A 24,460-nucleotide genomic window follows, 5' to 3' on the forward strand; every position below is an offset into this window, starting at 1 on the left:
AAGATCAAGCTGGTGGTGAGCGCCGATGCGGTCAATGCGTCGGTGACCAACACCAGCAATGGCACGATCGTGGCCGAAGGCGGTCAGGTTTATATTCAGGCGGGCGCTTTAAACGATGCGGCAGCGATTTCGGTCTCTGGCAGCATCGACGTGTCGGGTAAGCAGGGCGGTAATGTGACGATTCTGGCCGATGCCGGTCAGATCGCAGTCGCTGGCAGTATCAAAGCGAATAGTACCGATGCCAGCAATGCGGGTGGCAACATCGTGATTGGTCGTGACACCTCGACGGGTGTGTTGGCGGCCAATACCAACGTGAGCGGTGCGACGCTTGAGGCTGTCGGTGGCTTTGTAGAAACATCTGGGTCCATTTTGAAATCGGTTGGCGTGTCTGTTAAGGCGGCCAAATGGCTGCTCGATCCCGTCGACGTCGAAATTAACGACACTGTTGTGCCGCTAGTGCAGGGACACTCAGTGGTTTTAGCCACTGACATTGCTGCTGCGATAACAAACGGTACGGACGTTCTTATAACCACAAGCGCGGGCAGTGGCGGTGTGGCGAATTCTGTGACAGGCACAGCACCAACGACCGGAAACATCATCTATAACAGCGCCCTCGGGATAAATCCATTTTCACTGACTGGATTAAACACAGCATCTTTAACGCTGTCTGCAGACAATAGCATTACGTTTGCTGCCGGTTCTGGACGGATTAACCTGATAGCGGGCAATCTGTACTTAGTCACCAAAGGCGGAAACGTCGATACAACGCAAGGCAGTATGGTCACTTACGGTAGCATTGGCATTGAAACCAATGGAGGTAATGCAAAAATAGGTGACTTTGGTTCTAAATGCGCATTGCTGATTGACACATCGGGCGGTTCGATTAATTTTATTAATGCACAGTCAGGCGTTGCTAATGGACGAATTGCTGTGGGCGGAAGCATTACAACCGGCAATATTGCACCAGGTGACATCACGATTGGATTACCATCTATCGGAAACATAGCGAGCTCTTTAGCCTCATCTATCGGTACTGGTGTGCTGTCTGTATACGGTGGCAACGTATACTACGTACACCGGCTTGGTTAATGTGCTGACCTCAGGTGTTGGTGCGCTTTCGTTTGGCCCGGGCAGTTCATTTCAGACGTCCGGAACGGTCAATCTCGTTGCCGGCACCCAACTGCAAGCAGGAGACGCGAGAGGTATTATCACGGGGTTAGCGAACGTCACCACGGTAGATCCATTTGGCAATGTAGGATCGCCCGCTAACCCAGTATTTAATATGTTTATATACGCGGGATCACCGCTCACCACCGATGTAAGCTCGGTTATTCCTTTGCTATATGTAGCCCAGTCTTTTAGCCTAAATCCTTTTGTTAACCACCAACAAAGCGTGGCACTCAATACTGCGTGGGGAACCGGTGATACAGGCTATGGAACTGGAAATTTGATTGCGTTCGGTGCCCCAGTGCAAGCATTGTTTCGAGATGCCACTAAGCCGATTTTTTCGTTGGATTTAAGTGGCATATCGTATAGCAAGCTTTACGGAAGTGCGACCCCAGCCTTGACCGTGGCGGCCCTGAACGCCGGGTATACCAAAGGTGATTTAACGACGAGCATGGGGGGCAATACTTTTGTGATGGGGGCTGATACGGCTATCTCTGGGGTAACTTATAACAACACAATGGTTAGCAATACTGGATTAACAGGGGTGCCCACAGCAACAGTGACACAGCAAAACGCAGGGCAGTATGCGTATATTGGTCTTGGGGGTTGGTCCTTCTCTAACGGGACTGTGGTGGTAACTTCACCAACATTGAATATCCTTGGTGGCCCGCCAATCAACCCAGAGCCCCCAGTCGACCCGGCAACCCCAGTGAATCCGGTAACTCCAGTCAACCCGATCAAGCCTGTAACTCCTGTTACTCTAAATAGCAAAACGGTGGTGGCAATTGCCCCAACGACAAATGCGGCTGCCGGAGTGACACTCATCAACCCGTTGGTGAATCCCTCTGTTGCAGCGGGCTCATCGCGCAGTTCGAGGTTGACCGTGTCAAGTGACTTTGGTTTAGCGGGTTTGAACGGCGATGGTTGCCCCGATCTGTCTGACGAAGAACAGCATGACGTTATCTTGCCGTGCAACGAGCCAACAAAAGCTATAAACCCGACATGGCGAAGTGAATCTTCTCAAGCTCGGCCATGAGAGCACGTTGTTGCTCAGCCCCTAAAGGCAGTAAGGGGGGGCGTACACGTAACCACTCAGAATCCTGCGCAAAATGAGCGACTGCAGCCTTCATGGCGGCAATCATGGGAAATTTAGCAAAAACCCCGCGAACCTCATCCAAACCAGCCTGAAGTCGATCGGCATCATCTGTCTGCCAATGATCAGCCAAGTGAGCAATCGCCTTTGGATTCACGTTTGCGGTCGCCGAAATACAGCCAACTCCTCCAGCCCTTAAGGTGCGAAGTAAGAACGTCTCACTGCCTGCGTATACGCTGAATCCCGTGGAGGCCAGCAACCGAATGACCGACTCGGTGTAGGGCCAGTCACCTGAACTGTCTTTCATCCCGACAATCGTTTTAGGATAGGCTTTAACAAGACGTTCTAAGAGGGGCAGGCTAAAACCAATCTTTGTGACCGGTGGGATGTTGTAGAGGTATAGCTGCAGGTTTGCGTCACCCACTTTTTGTACAACTTCCGAAAAATAGGCGAATAGCCCATCATCACTGAGATCTTTGTAATAGAACGGTGGCAACATTAAGACGCCTGCGCAATGACTTTTTACCGCCTGACTCGTGATTCTGACCGTTTCATCCACCGAGCAGGCACCGGTTCCAGGCATGAGATGGCTGGGGTTCAAGCCACCTTCAATCAACGCTGCCATCACCTCCAGCTTTTGAAAAATCGACATCGAATTCGCTTCTGAATTCGTGCCGAAGATGGCTTGTCCGACCCCATTCGCCTGCAACCATTGGCATTGTTTTAAGAGCTTTTTTCCATCAGGCGTGCCATCGGCTTTAAATGGCGTCAGCACAGGCGACAGTACCGCTGGCAAAGAGGAAGGTAGGTGTGAGACAGTCATCTGATATCCAAATGGGTAAGCGGCCCAGACGATCTTGACAGGCAATGATTGATCGTCAGCGATGTAGTTGGTGCAAAATAAAATGTACCAGACTTTGGGCGAGACACTTTTTGAAACGCTGTGATAAGCATCTGCTGCCTCGCGCTGGTACTTGATGGGTTCAGTCGCTCAATCCTTAAGAGATATGGCAACTGAACCCACCGCAGAGGCCGCAGGGCCTCATTTAGAACAGCTGTACAAATACCCAATACAAACTGGCTGACAACATAATTGCAGCGGGCAGCGTCAGCACCCAAGCCATCAACAAGTTGCGGATCGTCGACATTTGCAGACCTGACTTATTGGCCGCCATGGTGCCAGCGACACCAGAAGAGAGCACGTGTGTGGTGGACACGGGTAAGCCGTACATATCGGCAGCGCCGATGGTCATCATGGCAACGAGCTCGGCCGAGGCACCTTGCGCGTAGGTCAGATGGGTTTTACCAATCTTCTCACCTACCGTCACAACGATACGCTTCCAGCCAATCATGGTGCCTAAACCCAGTGCAATCGCCACGACGACTTTCACCCATAGTGGGATAAATTTTGTCGCATTGTCTGATTGTTTCTGAAACTCCGTCAGATTCTTGGATGCATCTTCGTCCAGCTTTGCCGCGGGGTTTTTCTTGATAAAACGAATCGTTTCAGAGGCAAGGTACATGTCATTGCGTACGTTGCCAATCGATTCGGCTGGAAGCTTTGCAAGCGAGTCGTGGGCTTTGACGTCTTTGCCCACGCTACTTGTCAGCGCTGCTAAGGAAGGCAGAACTTCAGGGGTAAGCTCTTTGGTGCGAATATAGTTTGTCAACACCATCCGTGGATCTGCGGGCGCAGCGGCTGGCGCGAGCTTGATGATCGAATTGGTTGAAACCTCGGCAACTGCAGCAAACTGAGTGATCTGGTCAACCGGCATGGCGCGGTTTAAGCCGTACGACAAAGGTACGGTACCGACCAGAATCAGCATGATGAGCCCCATTCCTTTTTGGCCATCATTGGAGCCATGCGCATAAGAGACACCGGTACACGTGAGTACCAGCAAACTGCGAATCCACCATGGCGGTGCCTTATTGTCTTTAGGCGCTTCGTATAGCTTCTTGTTTTTTACCAGCGCCCGCATGGCCAATAGAAGCAAGGCGGAACAAATAAAACCGACGAGCGGGGAAACCAGCAGTGTTGTCCCGACTTTGCCTGCTTGCTCCCAATCGATCCCCGAGGTGCCATCACGCCCATGCATCAGTGCGTTAGCAATACCAACCCCAATGATCGAACCAATCAAGGTATGTGAGGATGATGCGGGCAGACCGAGCCACCAGGTGCCTAAGTTCCAGAGAATAGCTGCAATGAGCAGTGCAAAGACCATGGCAAAGCCCTGGCTAGAGCCCACTTGCAGGATTAGCTCAACAGGTAGCAACGAAATAATGCCAAAAGCAACTGCGCCGCTGGATACCAGTACGCCAATGAAGTTGAAAATGCCAGACCACACGACGGCGAACTGGGGAGGCAGTGAATGCGTGTAAATGACGGTAGCGACCGCATTGGCGGTGTCATGAAAGCCGTTCACAAACTCGAAGGCGAGGGCAATGAACAATGCTAAGCCAAGTAATAGGTAGGGTAAAAGCTCAGTGGATGCGTGACCACTTGCGCTGACATCAGAGAAAATGCTGAAAGCGCCGTATCCAAGCGCTGCCAACACAATCACTAGAAAAACCAGTTTTGTTGCCGCACCCATGGGCTGATCAAAGTTGGGTTTGACTGCGTGATGCGGGTGATGTCCGTGATGGGGGGCGACGTGCGGCGCGGCAGTGCTAGCGGTTTCCATGGATCGGCTTCTTCGAGAACAAAGGGCTTTGATCGTAGATTCACTACATGACGTTCACATGACAAAAAGCTTACAGTTGTGTCGAAAAATCAATCAGACAGCTGCTCGTCAAAAAATTAAAACCCGCACTGGCCTTAGCGTTCAAGGCAGTGCGGGCGGTTTTAATGCTTAGTTTGGTTTGCAATTGTTTACAATTGTTCGCCGTTCTTTGGCGAGCTTTTGCAACACCTGAGTGGGTCGTGACGGTTAGGCCCCTTCCCCTAAATAAGCTTCTTTGACTTTCGGATCGTCCAGCATGTCGTTGGCATTACCATGCATCGTGATCAGACCTGAATCCATCACGTAGGCACGATCTGCTGCTTGTAAAGCCAGCCGGGCATTCTGTTCAACCAGCAAGACGGTCACCCCTTCTTTCGAAATAGTGTCGACCACTTCGAAGATTTTTTGCACCATGATGGGCGACAAGCCCATCGATGGTTCATCAAGCAACAAGAGTTTTGGTTGACTCATGAGTGCGCGCGCCATAGCCAGCATCTGCTGTTCGCCGCCCGACATCGTGCCTGCAAGCTGATTCGCCCGTTCTTTTAGTCGTGGGAAAATCCCGAACATACGCTCGATATCAGTGGCAATGGTGGCCGCATCTGTGCGAATGTAGGCACCCATCTGCAGGTTTTCGACAATGGTCATCCGAGTGAACACGCCTCGGCCCTCGGGCACCATCGCGAGACCCTGTTTGAGCAATTCATGGCTGGGCACACCCTTGATGGATTTGCCAAGATACTTGACGTCTCCAGCAACCCAGCCTTGCAACCCAGTAATGGCTTTCATCGTCGTTGTTTTGCCCGCACCATTCGCACCGATCAAGGTCACGAGCTCGCCGTCGCGAATCTCGAGATTGATCCCTTTAATAGCGTGGATGCCGCCATAAGCGACTTTGAGATCAGTAATTTCTAAGAGGATGTCTTTCATGATGCTAGCCTTAGTGCGCAGGCGTGCCGAGGTAAGCCTCGACAACTGCCTTGTCTTTTTGAACGTCTTGGGGAAGCCCGTGCGCGATGACTTTGCCATAATCCAGCACCGTCAAGCGATCGCATAAGCCCATGACCAGTTTGACATCGTGTTCAATCAGCAAGATTGTCCGACCATCGGCGCGAATCTTGTCCAGCAGACCGCGAAGCTCCACTTTTTCTGTCGCATTCATCCCTGCAGCTGGTTCATCGAGTGCCAGTAATTTTGGTTCGGTGGCCAGCGCACGAGCGATTTCCAGGCGACGTTGGTGCCCATAAGATAAATTGCGAGCCGTGTGATTGGCGTGTTGACTAATCCCTACATAGTCGAGCAAATCGTGCGCCATATCCTCAATTTCAGCTTCTTCGCGCCGGATCGCAGGTGGTCTGAAAACCGCACCAAACACACCCGCTTTGGTGCGCACATGGCGACCAACCATGACGTTTTCGAGGGCCGTCATTTCGCCGAACAGGCGGATGTTCTGAAACGTTCTCGCGATACCTGCCTTGGCCACCTCATGCACGGCTGTCGGTTGATAGGTATGGCCACCCAGTTTGAACTCGCCTGAGTCAGGGGTATAAAGACCGGTAATGACGTTAAAGAACGTCGTTTTGCCGGCCCCGTTAGGGCCAATCAGGCCGTAAATTTCGCCCGGACTGATTTGCAGCCCCACGTCGGATAACGCCTGCAGCCCACCAAACCGTTTGTTAACGCCCTGCACCGACAACACGAAACCGCTGGTGTCAGTGGACATTGTTGTTGCATTAGTTGTTGTCATGTCAAACCTCTCCATCCAGACGGCTAGTATGGCCACGCATTCTGGTCACCGGACGATCTTCACGCTTGGGCGCAGGCCACAGACCTGCTGGGCGATACAACATCACAACCACCAGTGCTAGCCCGAACATCAATTGGCGTATGACTTCGGCGTCGACCACGACCTCACCAAAGAGTAGTTTTTGCGCAGGGACGGCCACTTCGCGCAAGAATTCTTGAAACCCGACTAACAAGATGCCGCCGAGAATGACACCAGGGATATGCCCCATGCCACCGAGCACTACGATGGCAAGTACGTAAATGGACTCCCACAGCACAAAAGACTCAGGTGAAACAAACGCTTGAAAAGCACCAAACACAACGCCTGACACACCCCCAAACGCAGCACCCATCGCGAACGCCAACAGCTTGACGTTTCGTGTGTTGATACCCATCGCTTTCGCAGCAATTTCATCCTCACGGATCGCTACCCACGCCCGTCCTATCCGCGAGCGTTGCAAACGCACGCTCACAAAAATAACCACTAATGTGAGAGCAACGATCAAGTAGTAGTACATGACACCGGGGGAAAGCTTGAACCCGAGCAAGTCATGTGCTTTTGAGAAATCAACGCCGAAAAATACCACTGGATCAATGGCATTAATGCCTTTGGGCCCGTTGGTGATATTCAGTGGCCGGTCTAAGTTATTCATAAAAATACGAATAATTTCACCGAACCCCAAGGTCACAATAGCAAGGTAGTCACCGCGCAACTTCAGGGTTGGCGCACCAAGGAGGACACCGAATAGCGCAGCGACTGGGCCAGCAATTAACAGGATCCACCAAAAACCGAGGTGCAGCCCCTGCGGGAACAAGCCAGCAATGAATTCGAACTGCGTTGAAAGGTGCGGCGAGCTCAGCAACCCCATCAAATAAGCGCCAACCGCGTAAAAGGCGATGTAGCCCAGATCGAGTAAACCGGCAAAGCCGACGACGATGTTCAGGCCAAGCGCCAACATGATGTAAAGCAAGGCGAAATCAAGGATACGGACCCAGTAATTACCGCCGAGCGTTTGCGCTAACACTGGTGCTGCAATCGTCAAGGCGATCAAGGCAACGATAGAGGCGCTTTTGTTCATCTTTAACATAGACATGATCTCGATCCCCTTATGCGCGATCGGCGACACGTTCGCCCATAATGCCGGACGGACGGAAGACCAGGACGATGATCAGCACAATGAAGGCGAAAACGTCTTGGTAATTTGAGCCAAAGATGTCATTCGTCAGATCTCCAATATAACCAGCACCAAGCGCTTCAATCAGCCCCAGAAGAATGCCACCCACCATCGCACCAGCCAAGTTACCGATACCGCCAAGCACCGCAGCGGTAAAGGCCTTAAGACCTGGGATGAAGCCCATGTAGAAATGGGCGTTACCGTAGTTGGTGGCCATCATGACACCGGCAACCGCTGCGAGCGCTGCGCCGATCATGAAGGTGGCAGAGATAACGAAATTGGGGTTGACCCCCATCAAACCAGCAACGCGAGGACTTTCAGCCGTTGCTCTCATGGCACGACCGAGCTTGGTTTTATTGACTAGCAATAGCAAACCAACCATCACAATGAATGACATGATGATGATGACGATCTCTTTGCCCGTAATGACGGCGCCCGTATCGAAAATGTCGATTGGCATGGACGGCAGCAGCGTCGGGAAAATCATAGGATTACGCGACCAGATAATCATGGCCAGTGTTTGTAAGATGATAGAGACGCCAATGGCGGTAATCAGCGGCGCCAAGCGAGGGGCATTGCGTAGGGGGCGATAGGCGATTCGCTCGATCCCATAGGAAAGTGCCGCACAAACGGGCATGGCGATTAGCGTCGCGATGACTAGGGTCAACCACTGCGGCAACCCGGGCATGTAGTGTTGCAGCATCAATATCGACGAGAGAGCGGTCAGCGCACCCACCATCAACACATCACCGTGGGCAAAGTTGATGATGCCCAAAATGCCATAAACCATGGTGTAGCCCAGCGCAATCAGCGCATAAATGCTGCCAAGTACCAGGCCATTGACTAATTGCTGGATAAAGATATCCATGAATGTATCTCCTGCTGCCAAGTCGAAAAAAATAGACTCAGTGAAAAACAACGGCACCGCAATCATCCGCGGTGCCGTGCGTTTAGTGCTTGTTAATCAAACTGACACACGCTGTTAAGCGGGTCAATTACATCTTCATGACGTCAAGCACTTCTTTTTTCTTGTTACCGAACTGATAAAGCGTGATGACGCCTTCTTTCATGTCGCCTTTTGCATCAAAAGCGATGTGACCAATCAGGCCGTCATAGTTTGTTGCAGGCATTGCAGCCAAAATAGCGGCAGCCTTGGTTGAATTGGCACGCTTCATGGCATCAGCGATCACATAGACCGCGTCATAGGTGAAAGGAGCATAAACTTGGATAGGTGTTTTGAAGCGAGCTTCATATTTCTTGGCGAAATCTGCACCTTTGGCCATTTTCGACAAAGACATGCCAGCTTCTGAGCAAACGATGTTTTTGACAGCATCACCAGCCAGCTCAATTACTTTGTCCGTGCAAGCGCCATCGCCTTGAACAACCATGGCTTTAATGCCCAGTTCAGAAGCTTGCTTGGTCAATGGGCCGCCCGTTGCGTCCATGCCACCGTACATGATGACTTCAGGTTTTTTACCTTTGATCTTGGTCAAAATCGCTTTGAAGTCGGTTGCTTTGTCATTGGTTGCTTCACGAGCAACAATCACACCACCATTGGCTTTGGCTTTCTTTTCAAACTCATCAGCCAAACCCTTACCGTAGGCAGTCGCATCGTCAATGATGGCGATGTTTTTAGCTTTCAGTGTTTTCGTGGCATAGGTTGCCAAGGCTGGGCCCTGCTGCGCATCCGTTGCAACGACACGATAGGTCGATTTGAAACCTTGCAAGGTGTACTGTGGGTTAGTCGAAGAAGGAGAAATTTCTACGATACCTGCGTCGTTATAGATCTTCGAGGCTGGGATAGATACGCCTGAGTTCAAGTGGCCGACAACGCCTACAACACCCGCGTCAACCAGTTTCTGTGCCACAGCTGTCCCTGTCTTTGGGTCACCAGCATCATCTTCTGTGACCAGTTCGAGAGTCACCTTTTTGCCATCAATCATCAGGCCAGCTGCATTGATTTCTTCAACAGCTAAACGGGCGCCGTTTTCGTTATCTTTGCCAAGGTGAGCAATAGCGCCAGTCAAAGGACCGACGTGACCAATTTTGACGACTTCTTGTGCGTTGGCGTTAGCGCCAACTGACATCAGAGCAATCGCCGCAGCGACGGGTAACAACTTAACAATCTTGTTGAGTGACATAGGGTTCTCCTGTTAGGACTCATGCGGATACACGCGTTGCGATATTACAGCGTAACTGCAACGAAAAACACTAAGAATAAACAGGGATAACCCTCACCGGCCGATCAGAAAATGAAACTGTCATACCAGTGCCACAATAAAGGGCTTAGGCTCAGTGCATGAATGTAGGTAGAGGTCTACAGCACAAAGCGTGCCAGATCTTGGCTTGAGGCAACCTCTTCAAGCTGCTGATTGACATAAGCGGCATCGATTTTGATGGTTTGCCCAGCGTGTGCCGTTGCGTTGAAAGAGATATCGTCAAGCAACTTTTCCATGACGGTGTAAAGACGCCGTGCCCCGATGTTTTCGGTGCGTTCATTGACATCGAAAGCCAGCTCTGCCAAACGAGCGATACCGTCGTCGCAGAAGTCTAGCTGTATTGCTTCGGTCGCAAGTAAGGCACCATATTGTTTCGTCAGTGATGCATCGGTATCGCACAAGATTTGCACGAAATCCCGAGCGGTCAATGAATCAAGCTCAACACGAATCGGAAAACGACCTTGCAATTCAGGGATCAGATCTGATGGTCGTGCTAAGTGAAATGCACCAGACGCAATAAAGAGGATGTGATCCGTTTTCACCATGCCGTATTTCGTCGAAACGGTGGTCCCTTCGACCAATGGCAGCAAGTCACGTTGAACACCCTGGCGAGAAACTTCGGCGCCGCCGCTGTCTTGTCGCGCAGCAATCTTGTCGATTTCATCCAGAAACACAATCCCGTGTTGCTCAACCCGGTTGATGGCTTCAGTTTTGATATCGTCGTCGTTGATACGCTTGGCGGCTTCTTCGTCGATCAAAAGCTTGAACGCTTCTTTGACCGTCATTTTTCGAGTCTTCTTTTTCTCGCGATTCATGCCCGCAAACATACCTTTCAGTTGTTCGGCCATGTCTTCCATCCCGGGTGGCCCCATCACGTCAAGTTGGGGGATTGGTGTCGCCACTTCAATATCAATTTCAGTCGCGTCTAGCATCCCTTCACGAAACCGCTTGCGAAACGTCTGGCGAGTGGCCGTTTCTTCTCGAAGTGGGGTGCCGTCTGCGGCTCGGGGAGGGGCAATGAGCGCATCCAGAATTCGATCTTCTGCCGCATCTTCGGCTTGCAACCGAACACGACTCATCTCTGCTTGCCTCGTCTGCTTGATCGCGATTTCGGCCAGGTCGCGGATAATGGTGTCAACGTCGCGCCCAACGTACCCAACCTCGGTAAACTTGGTCGCTTCGATTTTAATAAACGGCGCGTCCGCTAATTTCGCTAAACGCCGGGCGATTTCAGTTTTGCCAACCCCGGTTGGCCCGATCATCAGAATATTTTTTGGATGAATTTCGTGGCGCAATGGCTCAGCGACTTGCTGGCGCCGCCAGCGATTGCGTAGGGCAACGGCAACGGCCTTTTTTGCGTTTTGCTGACCGACAATGTACTTATCGAGTTCGCCGACAATTTCGGCGGGTGTCATCGTTGAGGCAGACATAGGGCTAATTGAGTACTTCGATCAGGTGATTCTGGTTGGTATAAATGCAGAGGTCTCCAGCGATTTCAAGTGATTGCTTGACGATCACCTCTGGACTGAGCTCGGTATTGCGCAACAGTGCCAAGGCGGCAGATTGCGCGTAAGCACCACCAGATCCAATGGCGGCAATGCCGTTTTCTGGCTCTAAGACATCACCGTTGCCGGTCAGAACCAAGGTGTGATCTCGATCAGCAACAATCAACATCGCTTCGAGTCTGCGCAAAACGCGGTCGGTACGCCAGTCGCGGGTTAATTCGACGGCCGAGCGCATTAAATTGCCTTGATGCTTTTCGAGCTTGGCCTCAAACCTTTCTTGTAACGTAAAGGCGTCTGCTGTTGCGCCGGCAAAGCCAGCCAAAATCTTGTCGTGATAAAGGCGGCGGATTTTGCGCGCCGTGCCTTTGATCACAATATTGCCCAGGGTGACCTGTCCGTCGCCGCCTAAGGCAACTTGATTGCCACGACGGACTGAGACGATGGTAGTGCCGTGAAATTGTTCCATAGTTGCTGCGGTCATGATAGGGCTGGGTCGACTTCCCCCGCCCATGACTGATTGCTGTCAATCACCAAACATTTTCTGGCGCATCTCGCGACGCTCTTGCGCTTCGAGTGACAAGGTCGCCGTCGGTCGAGCCAGCAGCCTCGGAACACCGATCGGTTCACCCGTTTCTTCACACCAACCGTAGTCACCGCTATCGATACGCGCAATGGACTGCTGCACCTTTTTCAACAGCTTGCGCTCGCGGTCACGCGTACGAAGCTCAAGGGCATGCTCTTCTTCAATCGTTGCACGGTCTGCAGGATCAGGCACGAATTGGGTTTCGCGCAAATGCTCTGTGGTGGTCCCGGCGTTGCTGAGAATTTCACGCTCAAGCTGTCTGAGTCTGTCTCTGAAAAAGCCGAGTTGACGCTCGTTCATGTATTCAGATTCGGGCATCTTCATCAACTCGTCTTCAGTAGGCAGGTTGTTCTCCGACAGATCACCCGTCGCTTCTGGATTCTTCTTTGCTGCCTTCGTAGCCATCAAAACACTCCGTTAATTAAGCACCGCACCATCATGGCGCCGGATTCACTTCACCAGACATTGTTCGAGACCTTTGGTGAAGATCTCTTTGGGTAACTTACGTCCGATAAAAACCATTTTTGTGGTTTTCTTTTCATTTGCCAACCAAGGTTTGCCTGGTTCGGCACCCATCATCATATGCACTCCTTGGAAGAGCATGCGACGGTTGATCCCCTTCATGTACAAAATGCCCTTGTAGCGCAATAAATCCGGGCCATACACTTGTACTACTCCGCCTAGAAACTCTTCTAGGCGTTCCGGGTTGAAAGCCTTGTCCGATTTGAAAACGAAGGCACTGATATCGTCATTGTGCGCAGGCGCATGATGGTGATGGTGATGATGATCATGGCCGTGGTCGTGGTCACAATCGGGGCCGTGAACATGATCTGGATGATCATGATCGTGCGCCGCATCTGGATGTTCATCTGCGAGAAACTGAGGATCGATATCCAAAATGGCGTTTAAATTGAATCCACTGATATCGATAATTTGCTTGAGGTCAGTTTCGCCAAAGTTCACTGCCTCGATGGATGCCCGAGGATTGATTTTGATCAGACGACGGCGCAGCGTTTGGTATTGGGCATCGCTGACGAGATCTATTTTCGACACCAAGATGCGATCGGCGAAACCCACTTGCTTCTGCGCTTCTTCTTGCTGATCCAGTGTTTCCATGCCGTGCTTGGCGTCTACGATGGTGACGACAGCATCAAGACGGTAGTACTCGGCGATGTCGTCATCCATGAAAAACGTCTGACAAACCGGGCCAGGGTTGGCCATGCCGGTGGTTTCAATAATGACCCGCTCGAAGTTAAGTTCACCGCCTTGACGGCGTGTACGCAAATCGTTCAAGGTGCGCATCAGGTCGCCGCGCACGGTGCAACAAATGCAGCCGTTCGACAGTTCAATGATTTCTTCGTCTGAATCTTGCACCAACAAATCGTTGTCGATGCTCTCTGGTCCGAATTCATTTTCAATCACTGCGATACGCTTACCGTGGTACTCGGTCAGAATTCGCTTGAGCAGAGTGGTTTTGCCCGCACCCAGAAACCCGGTGAGGATCGTCACAGGCACCATTTTTTCGATATCAGCTGTTGAATTCATTGGGTAAAGCCTTTCAAGTAACGCCGGATTACAGCACAGTGAATTGTTACCGGCAAATACAAATAACTTCGGGTTTAACCTAGGTTCGCAAATAAGCTAAGAGTTATAACCAAAAAAAGGGTTAAAGATCATCAAAAATCTTTAACAATAGTCGGCATCGAGCACCGATTCGAGACCTGAGTGCTATCAATGGGGGCAAAACCGGCGAATTCAAGACCCGGGGGGGGCTGCGGCGCTACGATTTTCGACCTGCCCTGGGGTGGGCTTGGTCATAAACTTTCGACAAATGCTGAAAGTCGAGCTTTGTATAGAGCTGGGTTGTTGAAATATTGGCGTGCCCCAGCATTTCTTGAACTGCTCTCAAGTCTTGCGCAGACTGCAACACGTGACTGGCGAAACTATGCCTGAGCACGTGCGGGTGAATGGTGGTTGGTAGCCCAGCCAAGGTGGCCAGTCTGGTTAAGCGCGATTGAACAACTCTGGGGTGGATGCGTTTACCGCGGCTGCCGAGAAACAACGCAAGTACGTCTTCACTACTTTGGTTTGCCGCTAAAACAAGTGATCTAACCTCAAGCCATCGCTTGAGTGCGTCGACCGCTTGGGCGCCAACGGGCACACTACGTCTCTTGCCGCCTTTGCCTAATACATGAACATCGTGATCCACCAAATCGATCCAGCTGAGCGATGTGTAGTTCTTATGCTGACAATAGTGAATATCCAGACTCACAAGCTCGCTTAATCTCAACCCACTCGAATAGAACAGTTCAAACATGGCTTGATCCCTAAGGGCTAGTGGATCAGTCATCGCGCGCATGACAGGCGCATCAAGCAGGGCCTGTGCCTGATCCACCGATAGTGCTTTGGGCAACCCGCGGCTCGCTTTCGGTGCTTTGACGTCTGCCGTCGGATTGGAGGTAAGCCCTGCCAGCGGTGCCCACCATTGATAGAAACCACGCCACCCTGCTAAGGTTCTTGCCAAGCTTCTGGCACCGTGCCCTTGTGCGTGCAACCGAGCAAGAAACTGTCGGATCTGCCCATTCACGATTTGGTTAAGCGGCTTGCCGTTGGTGAGCTGCACCAACTTAGCGAGATCTCGCCGGTAGGCTGCCAAGGTATGGGGTGAATAACGCCGATTGTGCAGCAAATGTTCGAGCCACTGTTCAGCTTCGGCCGGCAGCACGGAGGTAGAGATCTCTTCAGAGGAACTGTGTTTGCTCACCGTGCTCACATTGGGTTCGACTTGTGTCTGTTAAACAACAATGGCGGGGTGTTTTAACCGCGACAGGGCAGCGCCCGCCAATCGACTGACGACGCTTAGAAACTGGGTACCCATTTCCGGTGAGAATCGTTGAGGATCATCAGACCCTAGCACTAAAAGACCAAACGTCGCGGTATCGCCGGGACTGCGCAGCGCGATGATGGCTAAGGACGCTGGCTTGTTGCGCAGCCACGTCGCTGCGACAAATTCTGTGTTGTTACCACAGTAAGGGCTAACCAAGCCGTCCGCGAAAATATGAACATCCTCTGAAACTGGCGCCGCCACGCCTTCGTTTGGCAAGTCGAGTCCCCAAACACGCAGTGCGGCTTCTTGCAGGTCAAATACCTCAGCCAAGCCAAGTGCGACTTCACCTGGCAAACGGGTGACGTTTGGTTCAGCCAAGATACGTGAGCACCACTGATTCAATTTCTCGGTGGTGGTTTCGTTTTGTGAGGCGTTGCGCACCATGTCGGCGAGCCGAAACTCAAACTCGCGTAACCGGTCGCGAAGTGTCAGGATTTGGCGCTCACCCAGTGAAATTGCTCGACTTTGGTGAGGGTGGGGTACTTCAAGAGACGAGAACAGTTCAGCGTGCTGAGTAAAAAATTCAGGGTTTTCTTGCAGAAATTTAGCAACGCTGTGCGCAGTAATCAGTTCAGTCATGGTGTATTTTTAGTCGCTAAGTGTGTGACAGTGAATTTAGGACAATGCAATCAGAGCAAAGTTCTGGGTTTGTCGAACGGTTAGGGGATACCCCTTCAATCGGGGATAGAGGCCACAAGCTTCTCAATATCGACCTGGCCTGAATAAACGGTGGTGGCAGGCCCTGTCATCTGCAATCGAGTGCCATCGTACTCAATGGTGAGCCAACCGCCATGTGTTCTCACCTTGACGGGGCTATCCAGTAAACCTCGTCGAATGCCCGCTACAACGGCAGCACACGCACCGGTGCCGCAAGCCAGTGTTTCACCTGCGCCACGTTCGTAGACGCGCAGGTGAATCTTGTGCCTGTCAACCACTTGCATGAAGCCCGCATTGACTCGATGACTAAATCTAGGGTGCGACTCGATCAGTGGCCCAGCCTGTTTCACGGGCGCAGTATCCACATGCTCAACGACTTGAACCGCATGGGGGTTGGAAATCTGAACCAGAGACAACCAGACAGTTGACGGACCTGCATCGATTTGCCCTGTGGGGGCGTCGAGTGCCAGCGCATACAGCGTATCGATGCCTTGCGCTTTGGTGGCCAGTTCGCTGGCGTCGAAGCCCAGGCTCGCCGGGTCAAAGCGGGTTTGTCCCATCTCGACCGTGACATCCCCATCGGGCAATTCGTTGAGAGTGATGAGGCCGGTGGCAATTTCAGCCTTTAACGGGTTGCGAGAGGATAGCTTTTGTTCGTGCACGAAACGCACAAAGCAGCGCGAGCCGTTGCCGCAGTGTTCGACTTCGCTGCCGTCGCCATTAAAAATGCGGTATCTGAAATCGGCCTCAGGATGCGAAGGATGTTCAACCAGCAAAATTTGGTCGCACCCAATCCCGAACTGTCGGTGAGCGAGAGCCCGTGCGATTTGCGGGGTCATTTGAATGGGGGTTCTAACCCCATCGAGCACGACAAAGTCGTTGCCGGCGCCATGCATTTTGGTGAAGTTCCAGATCATGGTTCTATTATCGCCAATTTTGGCTTAAAATACTGCATAGGCGCTGAGTTAAACGACAACTTGCGGGGCGCCTGTTGCTGGATTGTGGATGACATGCCCAATCAGTGACGAAAAAATCCGCTAAAGCGTCTCGCCCGGATCCATACGTCTAATTTTCTTGATGGCATAGGTAAGGGGTGCAGCGCACCTACTAACCCATCGCTGACCTAGTCAGTAGCAAGGACGCCATCATGTCAAAAGCAAGTGATTATCTTTTCACCTCTGAATCGGTTTCAGAAGGCCACCCCGACAAAGTAGCGGATCAGATTTCTGACGCAATCCTAGACGCTATTTTCACCCAAGACCCGAACGCTCGCGTCGCCGCTGAAACACTGTGCAACACCGGTTTAGTGGTGCTGGCTGGTGAGATCACGACATTCGCCAATGTCGACTATATCCAAGTCGCGCGCGACACGATTAAACGAATTGGGTATGACAACACTGAATATGGCATCGACTACAAAGGTTGCGCCGTATTGGTTGCTTACGATAAGCAGTCGCCTGATATTGCGCAGGGCGTTGATCGCACCTCAGAGGATTACCTCAATCAAGGCGCTGGTGACCAGGGCTTGATGTTTGGTTATGCATGTAATGAAACCCCCGACTTAATGCCTGCGCCGATTTGGTATGCACACCGTTTGGTGCAACGCCAGAGTGAGTTGCGTAAAGATGGACGCTTGCCTTGGCTTCGCCCTGATGCTAAATCACAGGTAACTTTCCGCTACGTTAACGGCAAGCCTGTTGAAGTCGATACCATCGTCTTGTCGACACAGCATGCGCCTGAGGCGTCACAAGAGATGATCCGCGAGGCCGTGATCGCAGACATTATTCGCCCTTGTTTTCCTGACGGTCTGCTGACCCCTCAAACAAAGTTTCTGGTTAATCCGACAGGCCGGTTTGTGATTGGCGGCCCCCAAGGTGATTGCGGTCTGACAGGTCGCAAGATTATTGTTGATACTTATGGTGGCGCTTGCCGCCATGGCGGCGGTGCGTTTTCAGGTAAAGACCCATCAAAAGTCGATCGCTCAGCAGCTTACGCAGCACGCTATGTTGCCAAGAATATTGTCGCTGCTGGTTTAGCGCAACAGTGCGAAGTGCAAGTGAGCTACGCCATTGGTGTTGCTGACCCAATCAACATTACTGTCAACACGCACGGCACGGGTGTTGTGCCTGATGAGCGGTTGTCGTTGTTGGTGCGTGAACATTTCGATCTGCGCCCGAAAGGCATCGTCAATATGCTTGATCTATTGCGTCCGATTTACAGCAAAACGGCAGCCTACGGTCACTTTGGGCGTCATGAGCCTGAATTCAGCTGGGAAGCCACCGACAAGGCTGATGCCTTGAAAAAAGGCGTTTGAGTTGAGCGACACGTCCAACAGTCAACCAAAGCCTCGAGCCGATTCACCCTGCGTGGCGGTCTGCTCGACGCTTTTTGACGATACGTGCCGCGGTTGCGGTCGCACCGTCATGGAGGTCTCTAATTGGGTCTTGATGACCGACGAAGAGAAAGGGGTGGTTTGGCACAGAATCCTCGCCGAGGGTTACCCTCGGCGCAACTAGAGGGGTGATTGCACCAAAAAGTTTATCGCATGGTCAAAAATTGCGTGCGCCATATCCCCCCACCCATGATCATCCGTTCACGGACAGCTTAGTACCACTTAACATCTCGCTTAGTTTCGCCACAGCAGTGTGATCCTGCCCTGGGCCAAGCATGGCCGCGGATGCTGCGCAGAGTTCATTGCAGAGGGCGGCGAACGGGACTGGCGTGTTCGTGTCTTTAGCAATACCCAATGCGATACCCAGGTCTTTGACCATTAAATCCAAACCGAAGCCAGAGTTGTATTTGCCCGACAGCACAAATTGCTTGAACTTTTTTTGTGTCGAGTTGTTCATGCCTGTCGAGGCGTTGAGGACATCCACCATCGCTGCGGGATCAAGACCAAAGCGCTGACCAATAATGAGCGCTTCAATACCAATCAGGAAGCCACCCGCAGAGACCAAGTTGTTGAGCGCTTTCATGGCGTGGGCTGATCCGACAGCACCAGTGGGGGTAATGGCCGTTCCCATGCAATTTAACACCGGCCTCACGCGTTCTAGCAGCGCTGAACTGCCGCCAAACATAATGGCCAGTTCACCGGTTTTTGCACGGGGGACTCCCCCCGACACTGGGGCGTCAACCAAGTGACCGCCAGCGGCTTCGACTAAGGAGGCAAGCTCACGCGTGGCGGTAGGTACGCCTGAGCTCATTTCAACGACAACGCTATCTTTTTTGAGGCCCGCCAAAAGACCGGCTGGACCGGTGAGCACGCTTTCCACGATGGCACTCGTCGGCAAAATCGTGATGATGATGTCTGACGCCGCCGCCAGCTCTTTGTAGCTAACAGCGGCTGCGCCACCGAACGTTGCGACAAAAGACTGCGCCCGCTCAACAGAGGCATCGATCACTTGCAGTGGATACCCGCCTTTGAGGATGAGGCTGGCCATCGGCCAGCCCATGCTACCTATGCCAATAAAGCCAATTGACGGTTTGGCGCTCATGATTCAACGGGTTTTTTTGTGGCCGCTTTTTTTGCTGCTGCTTTTTTAGCGGGTACTTTTTTAGTGGGTGCTTTTTTGGCCGCAGATTTCTTGCCTGTCGTCTTTTTTGTGGCAGTGAGTTTGTCGAATGCACCTTGCTCGGTCAACACTTGATTGGCGGCTTTAAAGGCGTCGAGGCCAGCTGGTATGCCGCAGTAAACGGTTGCGTGTAAGAGAGTCTCTTTAATCTCTTCAACGGTGACGCCATTGTTCAACGCGCCTAGCACGTGCAGTTTGATCTCGGCCGAACGATTCAGTGCCGTCAGCATTGCCAGGTTGAGTAGGCTACGGGTCTTGCGTGGCAGGCCTGGACGGTTCCATGCGTAGCCCCAGCACCATTCTGTGGTGATGTGCTGAAAAGCCATTTGAAACTCATTCGCTTTGGCAATCGAGCCGTCAACGTACTCGGCGCCAAGGACTTCGCGGCGTGTCTTCAGCCCTTCATCCCACAGTTTATTGGTTGTTTCTTTTTTTGACATGTCGGGCTCCGTGAATATGATTAGTTGAGCGTGATGGTCTCAGCGCTTGTCTGAGCTACCCCTTGGATTGTCAAGGTTTAGGTTTCCGTCTGTCAAGGCATTATGTGGCGATGCTATTGAATCGCCTCGCGCGCTAGTTGGATGCAACTCGCCGTGCTTGCAGTTTGTTTGGCTTGATCTGCGCTTGACTCAATGCTGGTCAACCTCTACAACCTTACTGTTGAAAAAAGAAATACAAAAAAATGACGGAAGACCCGATGACATTGCCAACCTACGAAGTATTCGCAATGCGTTACGCCACCATGCAGCATCGGTTGCGACGTGACAATTTTATTTCGACCGATCCTCACGATGATCAAATGCCCATGGATTATTTCGTTTGGGTGATTCGAACGGGTGACCGAGCATGGCTAGTCGACACCGGTTTCAATGAAAGACAAGCCAAAGCGCGCGGGCGAACGCTGTTACGCTGCCCGATTGCGGCGCTAACGCTGCTCGGCATACAAGCTGAACAGGTTCAGGACGTGGTGCTGACACACCTTCATTACGATCATGCTGGCAATATCGATTTATTACCGAATGCGCGATTTCATATCCAGGATGACGAGGTTGATTTTGCGTGCGGCCGTCATATGTGTGCCGGTATCTTTCGACATGCCTATGATGTGGAGGATGTTGTCACGTTGATTCGTCGCGTGTATGCCAATCGCGTCGATTTTCACGAAGGGGCATACACACTGGCGCCGGGTATTGAAGTGGTAAAAATTGGCGGCCACACCAAAGGGCTTCAGTCATTGCGCGTGCATACCGACAGAGGTTGGGTGGTACTTGCCTCTGATGCCAGTCACTATTACGACAATATGGACAAGCAGTCGCCTTTTCCGATTGTCTTCCATGTCGGCGATATGCTGGCGGGCTACAACACCCTGCGTGGCCTAGCTGACTCGCCCGCCCACCTTGTGCCTGGGCATGATCCCCAGGTGCGACAACGCTATCCGTTTTGGGGTGATCCCAACGACGATATTGTGGCTTTGCATCTTTCGCCAAACGAGTAGGTGTTTGCCCTGATTTTTAGGTACAATGGCAGCGCTTTTGAGGAGCGTTGCGACGGGGCACTCAGCTACCCGCCAGGCTCAAAGGCTTACACGTTACCGTTGGTATCCTCCAACTTTAACGGCGCTCACCCAATCCTGCTTAGCAGCGATTGCGGTGGCTCATTTTCAGCCAATGCAGTTGCTTCGCAGGCCTACCGGAGCTTACCGCTATGAACACTGTGACTGAAAAATTTACCGATTACATCGTCGCCGACATGTCCCTTGCACAATGGGGCCGTCAAGAAATTGCCATCGCCGAGACAGAAATGCCTGGTTTGATGGCAACGAGAGAAGAATTCTCGAAAACGAAGCCGTTGAAAGGTGCTCGCATCACCGGCAGCCTGCACATGACCATTCAAACGGCTGTCCTCATTGAGACCCTGCAGGCGCTTGGCGCTGAAGTACGTTGGGCCTCTTGCAACATTTATTCCACACAAGATCACGCTGCCGCTGCCATCGCCGCTGTTGGTACGCCAGTATTCGCCACCAAGGGCGAAACACTGACTGAGTATTGGGATTACACCCATAAGATTTTTGAATGGCCCAATGGTCATTACACCAACATGATTTTGGATGATGGTGGCGACGCAACGTTGTTACTGCATCTCGGTACGAAAGCAGAATCGGATATCAGTGTTCTGGATCAACCTGGCTCAGAAGAAGAGATCGTTCTGTTCAGTGCGATTAAGGCGACACTAAAGCGCGACCCCAAATGGTACTCAACCCGCTTGGCTCACATCAAAGGCGTGACGGAAGAGACCACCACGGGTGTTCTGCGTCTGTATCAGATGTCGAAAAAAGGTGAACTCGCGTTTGCGGCGATCAATGTTAACGATTCAGTCACGAAGTCAAAGTTCGACAATTTGTACGGCTGCCGCGAGTCACTGGTGGATGCCATCAAGCGTGCGACAGACGTGATGATTGCCGGCAAGATTGCAGTCGTTGCAGGTTACGGTGATGTGGGTAAAGGGTCAGCGCAAGCATTGGCTGCGTTGCGTGCTCAAGTCTGGGTAACAGAAATTGATCCGATTTGCGCGCTACAAGCCGCCATGGAAGGTTTCCGAGTTGTCACCATGGAAGAAGCCGCCGACAAAGCCGATATTTTCGTGACTGCGACGGGCAACTACAACGTCATCACCCGTGCCCACATGGACATGATGAAAGACCAAGCAATCGTTTGTAATATTGGTCACTTCGACAACGAAATTGATGTGGTTGGCATCGAAGATTTGCAATGGGAAGAAATCAAACCTCAGGTCGATCATGTCATTTTCCCCGATGGCAAACGGATTATTTTGCTGGCTAAAGGGCGTCTTGTTAACTTGGGTTGCGGTACGGGCCATCCTTCGTTCGTGATGTCGTCTTCGTTCACGAACCAGACGATTGCACAGATCGAGCTCTTTACCCGTAACGAGGCTTACCAATCAGGTCAAGTCTACGTGCTACCCAAGCATCTCGACGAAAAGGTTGCGCGCCTGCATTTGAAGAAAATTGGCGCTCAATTGACCGAACTGTCACCGGCGCAAGCTGCGTATATCAGCGTCAGTCAGCAAGGTCCTTTCAAGAGCGACGCTTACCGTTATTGATGAAACTGGGCGGCTACGACGGGTTGTGTTTGTCAGTGGTCGTTTGTGTGTGATCTATGTTGTGGTAATTGGGCATACTGCGCAAGCATCGCGTTTGCGCAGTATGCTGGTGGTTTATAAAAACAAGGGGATCCCAACATGATATTGCTCTGGATATTGAATGCAGTTGCGTTGCTGATCGTGGCGTATTTGCTGCCCGGTATTGTGGTGACCGGCTTTGGCTCGGCGCTGCTTGCAGCAGTTGTTCTGGGCTTGCTCAACATGCTGGTTAAACCAGTATTGATCTTGCTGACCTTGCCTGTCACGATTGTGACGCTGGGTCTGTTTTTATTTGTTGTGAATGCGCTCGTTTTTTGGTTCGCAGGTTCCATTTTGAGCGGCTTCAAAGTTGAAGGCTTCTGGTGGGCGGTTATTGGTGCCATTTTGTATAGCGTCATCTCCGGTTTATTGGCACGTTTGACGGGCGCGTGATGTCGGTTTCTTCTGATTCAATGTTTAGTCTCGAGTTTTTTCCTCCCCGCGATACTGCCGCACAAGAGCGGTTAGTCGTCGGCGCGCAGAAAATGCTTGTCATGCAGCCTCACTATTGCAGCGTTACCTTTGGTGCGGGCGGCTCAACGCGAGACGGCACGCTTGAAACAGTCCGTACCTTGCGAGAGATGGGTTGCGATGCCGCCCCGCATCTGTCTTGTATTGGTGCTTCGCACAACGAGCTTCGTGCGCTGTTGGCCAAATATCAAGAAGAAGGCATCAGACGCATTGTTGCCTTGCGTGGTGATTTGCCTTCTGGCATGGGGTTGAACGAAGGCGCACTGCGGTATGCAAGCGATTTGGTTGAGTTTATTCGTCACGAAACGGGTGACTGGTTTCATATCGAAGTTGGCGCTTACCCTGAGATGCACCCTCAGGCGTCCGGACCCGAGAGAGATTTAGATCACTTCGTTCGTAAAGTCGAGGCGGGGGCGGATAGTGCCATTACCCAGTACTTTTTCAATGCAGACGCTTATTTTGATTTTGTTGATCGTGCGACTGCCCGCGGTGTGGATATCCCCATCGTGCCGGGGATCATGCCGATTACCAATCACAATCAGTTGATGCGGTTTTCGGAGATGTGTGGGGCTGAAGTGCCTCGCTGGATCCGTTTGCGGCTGGCAGAAATGGGAGACGACAAAGCCTCTATCAAAGCCTTTGGGGCTGAGGTGGTCACGCAACTATGCCAGACGCTGATTGAAAATGAAGTGCCAGGTTTGCATTTTTATACGCTCAACAATGCAGAGGCGACCCTGGCGATTTGGCGTGGTCTGACGCAATAACGACACTCAACGCTCGAACGGATTGACTTCTCCGGGGGTCCAACCACTTGGCGTGAGAACGGTGTCAAGCGATTGATCGTGGTCGCGTGGCTCATACCCGGGGAAGTCGAGGTCAATCAGCCCTTCATCCCACCCGATCCCAACCGTCACGGGGTCAAATTCTCGTTTGCGTAGATCGTACAGCGTACGATCGTAAAACCCTTTGCCATAACCGATGCGATCGGCCAACGCGGTAAAGCCCAGAGTGGGGACGAGGATCACATCGGGGACGAGCGCTTGCTGTCTTGGTGGCTCCATCACCCCAAAACCGGCTGTACGCAACTCGGTGTCGATGGACCAGCGATGAAACTCAAGTGGTGCGTCTTTTTGCACCATGATTGGTAGCGCAACCACAATACCCGCTTCATCCCATTGCTGTAGTAGTGGTTCTAGGTCTGGCTCGTCGGCCAATGCCCAAAACGCGGCAACGACCAAGGGCCGGTTGAACCCTTTGGCCTGTGCCCGATCTGATGCTAAACCCAACCAAGTAAAGAGTCGACCTCGAATTAACAAACTGCCGCGTTGGCGCTCTGCAACGGTGATCTGTGATCGACGGTCAATCAAGTGTTTGCGGATCAGGTCTGGGGTATTCTTGGGCATGAGTGGTTCAGTATTTAAATGGTGG

24 protein-coding genes, 1 pseudogene and 1 riboswitch are annotated in these 24,460 nt (G+C 51.9%); of the genes and pseudogenes, 8 read left to right on the top strand and 17 right to left on the bottom strand.

Annotated features, from left to right (window positions below; translation table 11 throughout):
* Together AC1W8Y_RS11110 and AC1W8Y_RS11115 are read left to right on the top strand one after the other, a co-directional pair.
* Window positions 1-1,089, top strand: a 1,089-nt coding sequence (locus AC1W8Y_RS11110) for a hypothetical protein (protein ID WP_482014547.1), incomplete at its 5' end; no start/stop codon positions are given.
* On the top strand, window positions 1,055-2,203 hold the full coding sequence (locus tag AC1W8Y_RS11115) for a hypothetical protein (protein ID WP_482014548.1): 1,149 nt from the start codon (window positions 1,055-1,057) through the stop codon (window positions 2,201-2,203). The genes AC1W8Y_RS11110 and AC1W8Y_RS11115, both read left to right, overlap by 35 nt.
* Here AC1W8Y_RS11115 and AC1W8Y_RS11120 read toward each other — a convergent pair.
* From AC1W8Y_RS11120 to dapF, 14 genes are all read right to left on the bottom strand, one after another.
* Complete coding sequence (locus AC1W8Y_RS11120) at window positions 2,157-3,083, bottom strand: dihydrodipicolinate synthase family protein (RefSeq protein ID WP_482014549.1); 927 nt, start codon at window positions 3,081-3,083, stop codon at window positions 2,157-2,159. The two genes, AC1W8Y_RS11115 and AC1W8Y_RS11120, sit on opposite strands and share 47 nt — an antisense overlap.
* 223 nt (window positions 3,084-3,306) lie before the next feature.
* Window positions 3,307-4,851 (bottom strand): inorganic phosphate transporter, encoded by a 1,545-nt coding sequence (locus AC1W8Y_RS11125; RefSeq protein ID WP_482014659.1) that lies wholly within the window; start codon window positions 4,849-4,851, stop codon window positions 3,307-3,309.
* Between the two features lie 336 nt (window positions 4,852-5,187).
* Window positions 5,188-5,910, bottom strand: a complete 723-nt coding sequence (locus AC1W8Y_RS11130) for an ABC transporter ATP-binding protein (protein WP_482014550.1) — start codon at window positions 5,908-5,910, stop codon at window positions 5,188-5,190.
* A 10-nt stretch (window positions 5,911-5,920) separates the two neighbouring features.
* Entirely contained in the window at window positions 5,921-6,703 is a 783-nt protein-coding gene (locus AC1W8Y_RS11135) for an ABC transporter ATP-binding protein (protein WP_482014660.1), read from the bottom strand.
* 25 nt (window positions 6,704-6,728) lie between these two features.
* Window positions 6,729-7,853: an ABC transporter permease subunit gene (locus AC1W8Y_RS11140; RefSeq protein ID WP_482014661.1), complete on the bottom strand. Its 1,125-nt coding sequence runs from the start codon at window positions 7,851-7,853 to the stop codon at window positions 6,729-6,731.
* A 19-nt stretch (window positions 7,854-7,872) separates the two neighbouring features.
* The gene (locus AC1W8Y_RS11145; protein ID WP_482014551.1) at window positions 7,873-8,808 is read right to left on the bottom strand and encodes a branched-chain amino acid ABC transporter permease; all 936 of its coding nucleotides are present in this window, start codon (window positions 8,806-8,808) and stop codon (window positions 7,873-7,875) included.
* Between the two features lie 127 nt (window positions 8,809-8,935).
* On the bottom strand, window positions 8,936-10,027 hold the full coding sequence (locus AC1W8Y_RS11150; RefSeq protein WP_482014662.1) for a branched-chain amino acid ABC transporter substrate-binding protein: 1,092 nt from the start codon (window positions 10,025-10,027) through the stop codon (window positions 8,936-8,938).
* 230 nt (window positions 10,028-10,257) lie between these two features.
* On the bottom strand, window positions 10,258-11,589 hold the full coding sequence (gene hslU / locus AC1W8Y_RS11155; RefSeq protein WP_482014552.1) for an ATP-dependent protease ATPase subunit HslU: 1,332 nt from the start codon (window positions 11,587-11,589) through the stop codon (window positions 10,258-10,260).
* Window positions 11,590-11,593: 4 nt separating this feature from the next.
* Window positions 11,594-12,130, bottom strand: coding sequence for an ATP-dependent protease subunit HslV (gene hslV / locus AC1W8Y_RS11160; RefSeq protein ID WP_482014553.1), 537 nt, complete (start codon window positions 12,128-12,130; stop codon window positions 11,594-11,596).
* A 57-nt stretch (window positions 12,131-12,187) separates the two neighbouring features.
* Complete coding sequence (gene dksA / locus AC1W8Y_RS11165; protein WP_482014554.1) at window positions 12,188-12,652, bottom strand: RNA polymerase-binding protein DksA; 465 nt, start codon at window positions 12,650-12,652, stop codon at window positions 12,188-12,190.
* Between the two features lie 45 nt (window positions 12,653-12,697).
* The gene (locus AC1W8Y_RS11170; protein ID WP_482014555.1) at window positions 12,698-13,792 is read right to left on the bottom strand and encodes a CobW family GTP-binding protein; all 1,095 of its coding nucleotides are present in this window, start codon (window positions 13,790-13,792) and stop codon (window positions 12,698-12,700) included.
* Between the two features lie 235 nt (window positions 13,793-14,027).
* On the bottom strand, window positions 14,028-15,011 hold the full coding sequence (gene xerC / locus AC1W8Y_RS11175; protein WP_482014556.1) for a tyrosine recombinase XerC: 984 nt from the start codon (window positions 15,009-15,011) through the stop codon (window positions 14,028-14,030).
* Between the two features lie 30 nt (window positions 15,012-15,041).
* Window positions 15,042-15,713 carry a DUF484 family protein gene (locus AC1W8Y_RS11180; RefSeq protein WP_482014557.1) on the bottom strand — a complete coding sequence of 224 codons (672 nt, stop codon included), beginning with the start codon at window positions 15,711-15,713 and terminating at the stop codon, window positions 15,042-15,044.
* A 95-nt stretch (window positions 15,714-15,808) separates the two neighbouring features.
* Window positions 15,809-16,726, bottom strand: coding sequence for a diaminopimelate epimerase (gene dapF, locus AC1W8Y_RS11185; RefSeq protein ID WP_482014663.1), 918 nt, complete (start codon window positions 16,724-16,726; stop codon window positions 15,809-15,811).
* A 212-nt stretch (window positions 16,727-16,938) separates the two neighbouring features.
* On the opposite strand from dapF, the gene metK reads away from it, so the two are divergent.
* Window positions 16,939-18,105 carry a methionine adenosyltransferase gene (gene metK, locus AC1W8Y_RS11190; RefSeq protein ID WP_482014558.1) on the top strand — a complete coding sequence of 389 codons (1,167 nt, stop codon included), beginning with the start codon at window positions 16,939-16,941 and terminating at the stop codon, window positions 18,103-18,105.
* A gap of 1 nt (window position 18,106) precedes the next feature.
* Window positions 18,107-18,307, top strand: a complete 201-nt coding sequence (locus tag AC1W8Y_RS11195; protein ID WP_482014559.1) for a DUF1289 domain-containing protein — start codon at window positions 18,107-18,109, stop codon at window positions 18,305-18,307.
* A 69-nt stretch (window positions 18,308-18,376) separates the two neighbouring features.
* Here the strand turns inward: AC1W8Y_RS11195 and AC1W8Y_RS11200 are convergent, their stop codons facing one another.
* Both AC1W8Y_RS11200 and AC1W8Y_RS11205 read right to left on the bottom strand, forming a co-directional pair.
* The gene (locus AC1W8Y_RS11200) at window positions 18,377-19,285 is read right to left on the bottom strand and encodes an NAD(P)-dependent oxidoreductase (RefSeq protein ID WP_482014560.1); all 909 of its coding nucleotides are present in this window, start codon (window positions 19,283-19,285) and stop codon (window positions 18,377-18,379) included.
* 125 nt (window positions 19,286-19,410) lie between these two features.
* Window positions 19,411-19,803 (bottom strand): annotated as a pseudogene (locus AC1W8Y_RS11205) (carboxymuconolactone decarboxylase family protein); the annotation flags it as partial.
* Window positions 19,804-20,060: 257 nt separating this feature from the next.
* Here AC1W8Y_RS11205 and AC1W8Y_RS11210 point away from each other — a divergent pair.
* From AC1W8Y_RS11210 to metF, 4 genes are all read left to right on the top strand, one after another.
* On the top strand, window positions 20,061-20,858 hold the full coding sequence (locus tag AC1W8Y_RS11210) for an N-acyl homoserine lactonase family protein (RefSeq protein ID WP_482014664.1): 798 nt from the start codon (window positions 20,061-20,063) through the stop codon (window positions 20,856-20,858).
* A 33-nt stretch (window positions 20,859-20,891) separates the two neighbouring features.
* A riboswitch (S-adenosyl-L-homocysteine riboswitch) is annotated at window positions 20,892-20,992 on the top strand.
* Window positions 20,993-21,067: 75 nt separating this feature from the next.
* The gene (ahcY, locus tag AC1W8Y_RS11215; RefSeq protein WP_482014561.1) at window positions 21,068-22,483 is read left to right on the top strand and encodes an adenosylhomocysteinase; all 1,416 of its coding nucleotides are present in this window, start codon (window positions 21,068-21,070) and stop codon (window positions 22,481-22,483) included.
* A 138-nt stretch (window positions 22,484-22,621) separates the two neighbouring features.
* On the top strand, window positions 22,622-22,954 hold the full coding sequence (locus AC1W8Y_RS11220; protein ID WP_482014562.1) for a phage holin family protein: 333 nt from the start codon (window positions 22,622-22,624) through the stop codon (window positions 22,952-22,954).
* Window positions 22,954-23,796, top strand: a complete 843-nt coding sequence (metF, locus tag AC1W8Y_RS11225) for a methylenetetrahydrofolate reductase [NAD(P)H] (RefSeq protein ID WP_482014563.1) — start codon at window positions 22,954-22,956, stop codon at window positions 23,794-23,796. Before AC1W8Y_RS11220 ends, metF begins: the two co-directional genes overlap by 1 nt.
* Before the next feature lie 6 nt (window positions 23,797-23,802).
* Here the strand turns inward: metF and AC1W8Y_RS11230 are convergent, their stop codons facing one another.
* The gene (locus tag AC1W8Y_RS11230; RefSeq protein WP_482014564.1) at window positions 23,803-24,435 is read right to left on the bottom strand and encodes a 5-formyltetrahydrofolate cyclo-ligase; all 633 of its coding nucleotides are present in this window, start codon (window positions 24,433-24,435) and stop codon (window positions 23,803-23,805) included.
* Window positions 24,436-24,460: the final 25 nt, after the last annotated feature.

Source organism: Jezberella sp. (assembly GCF_964834465.1).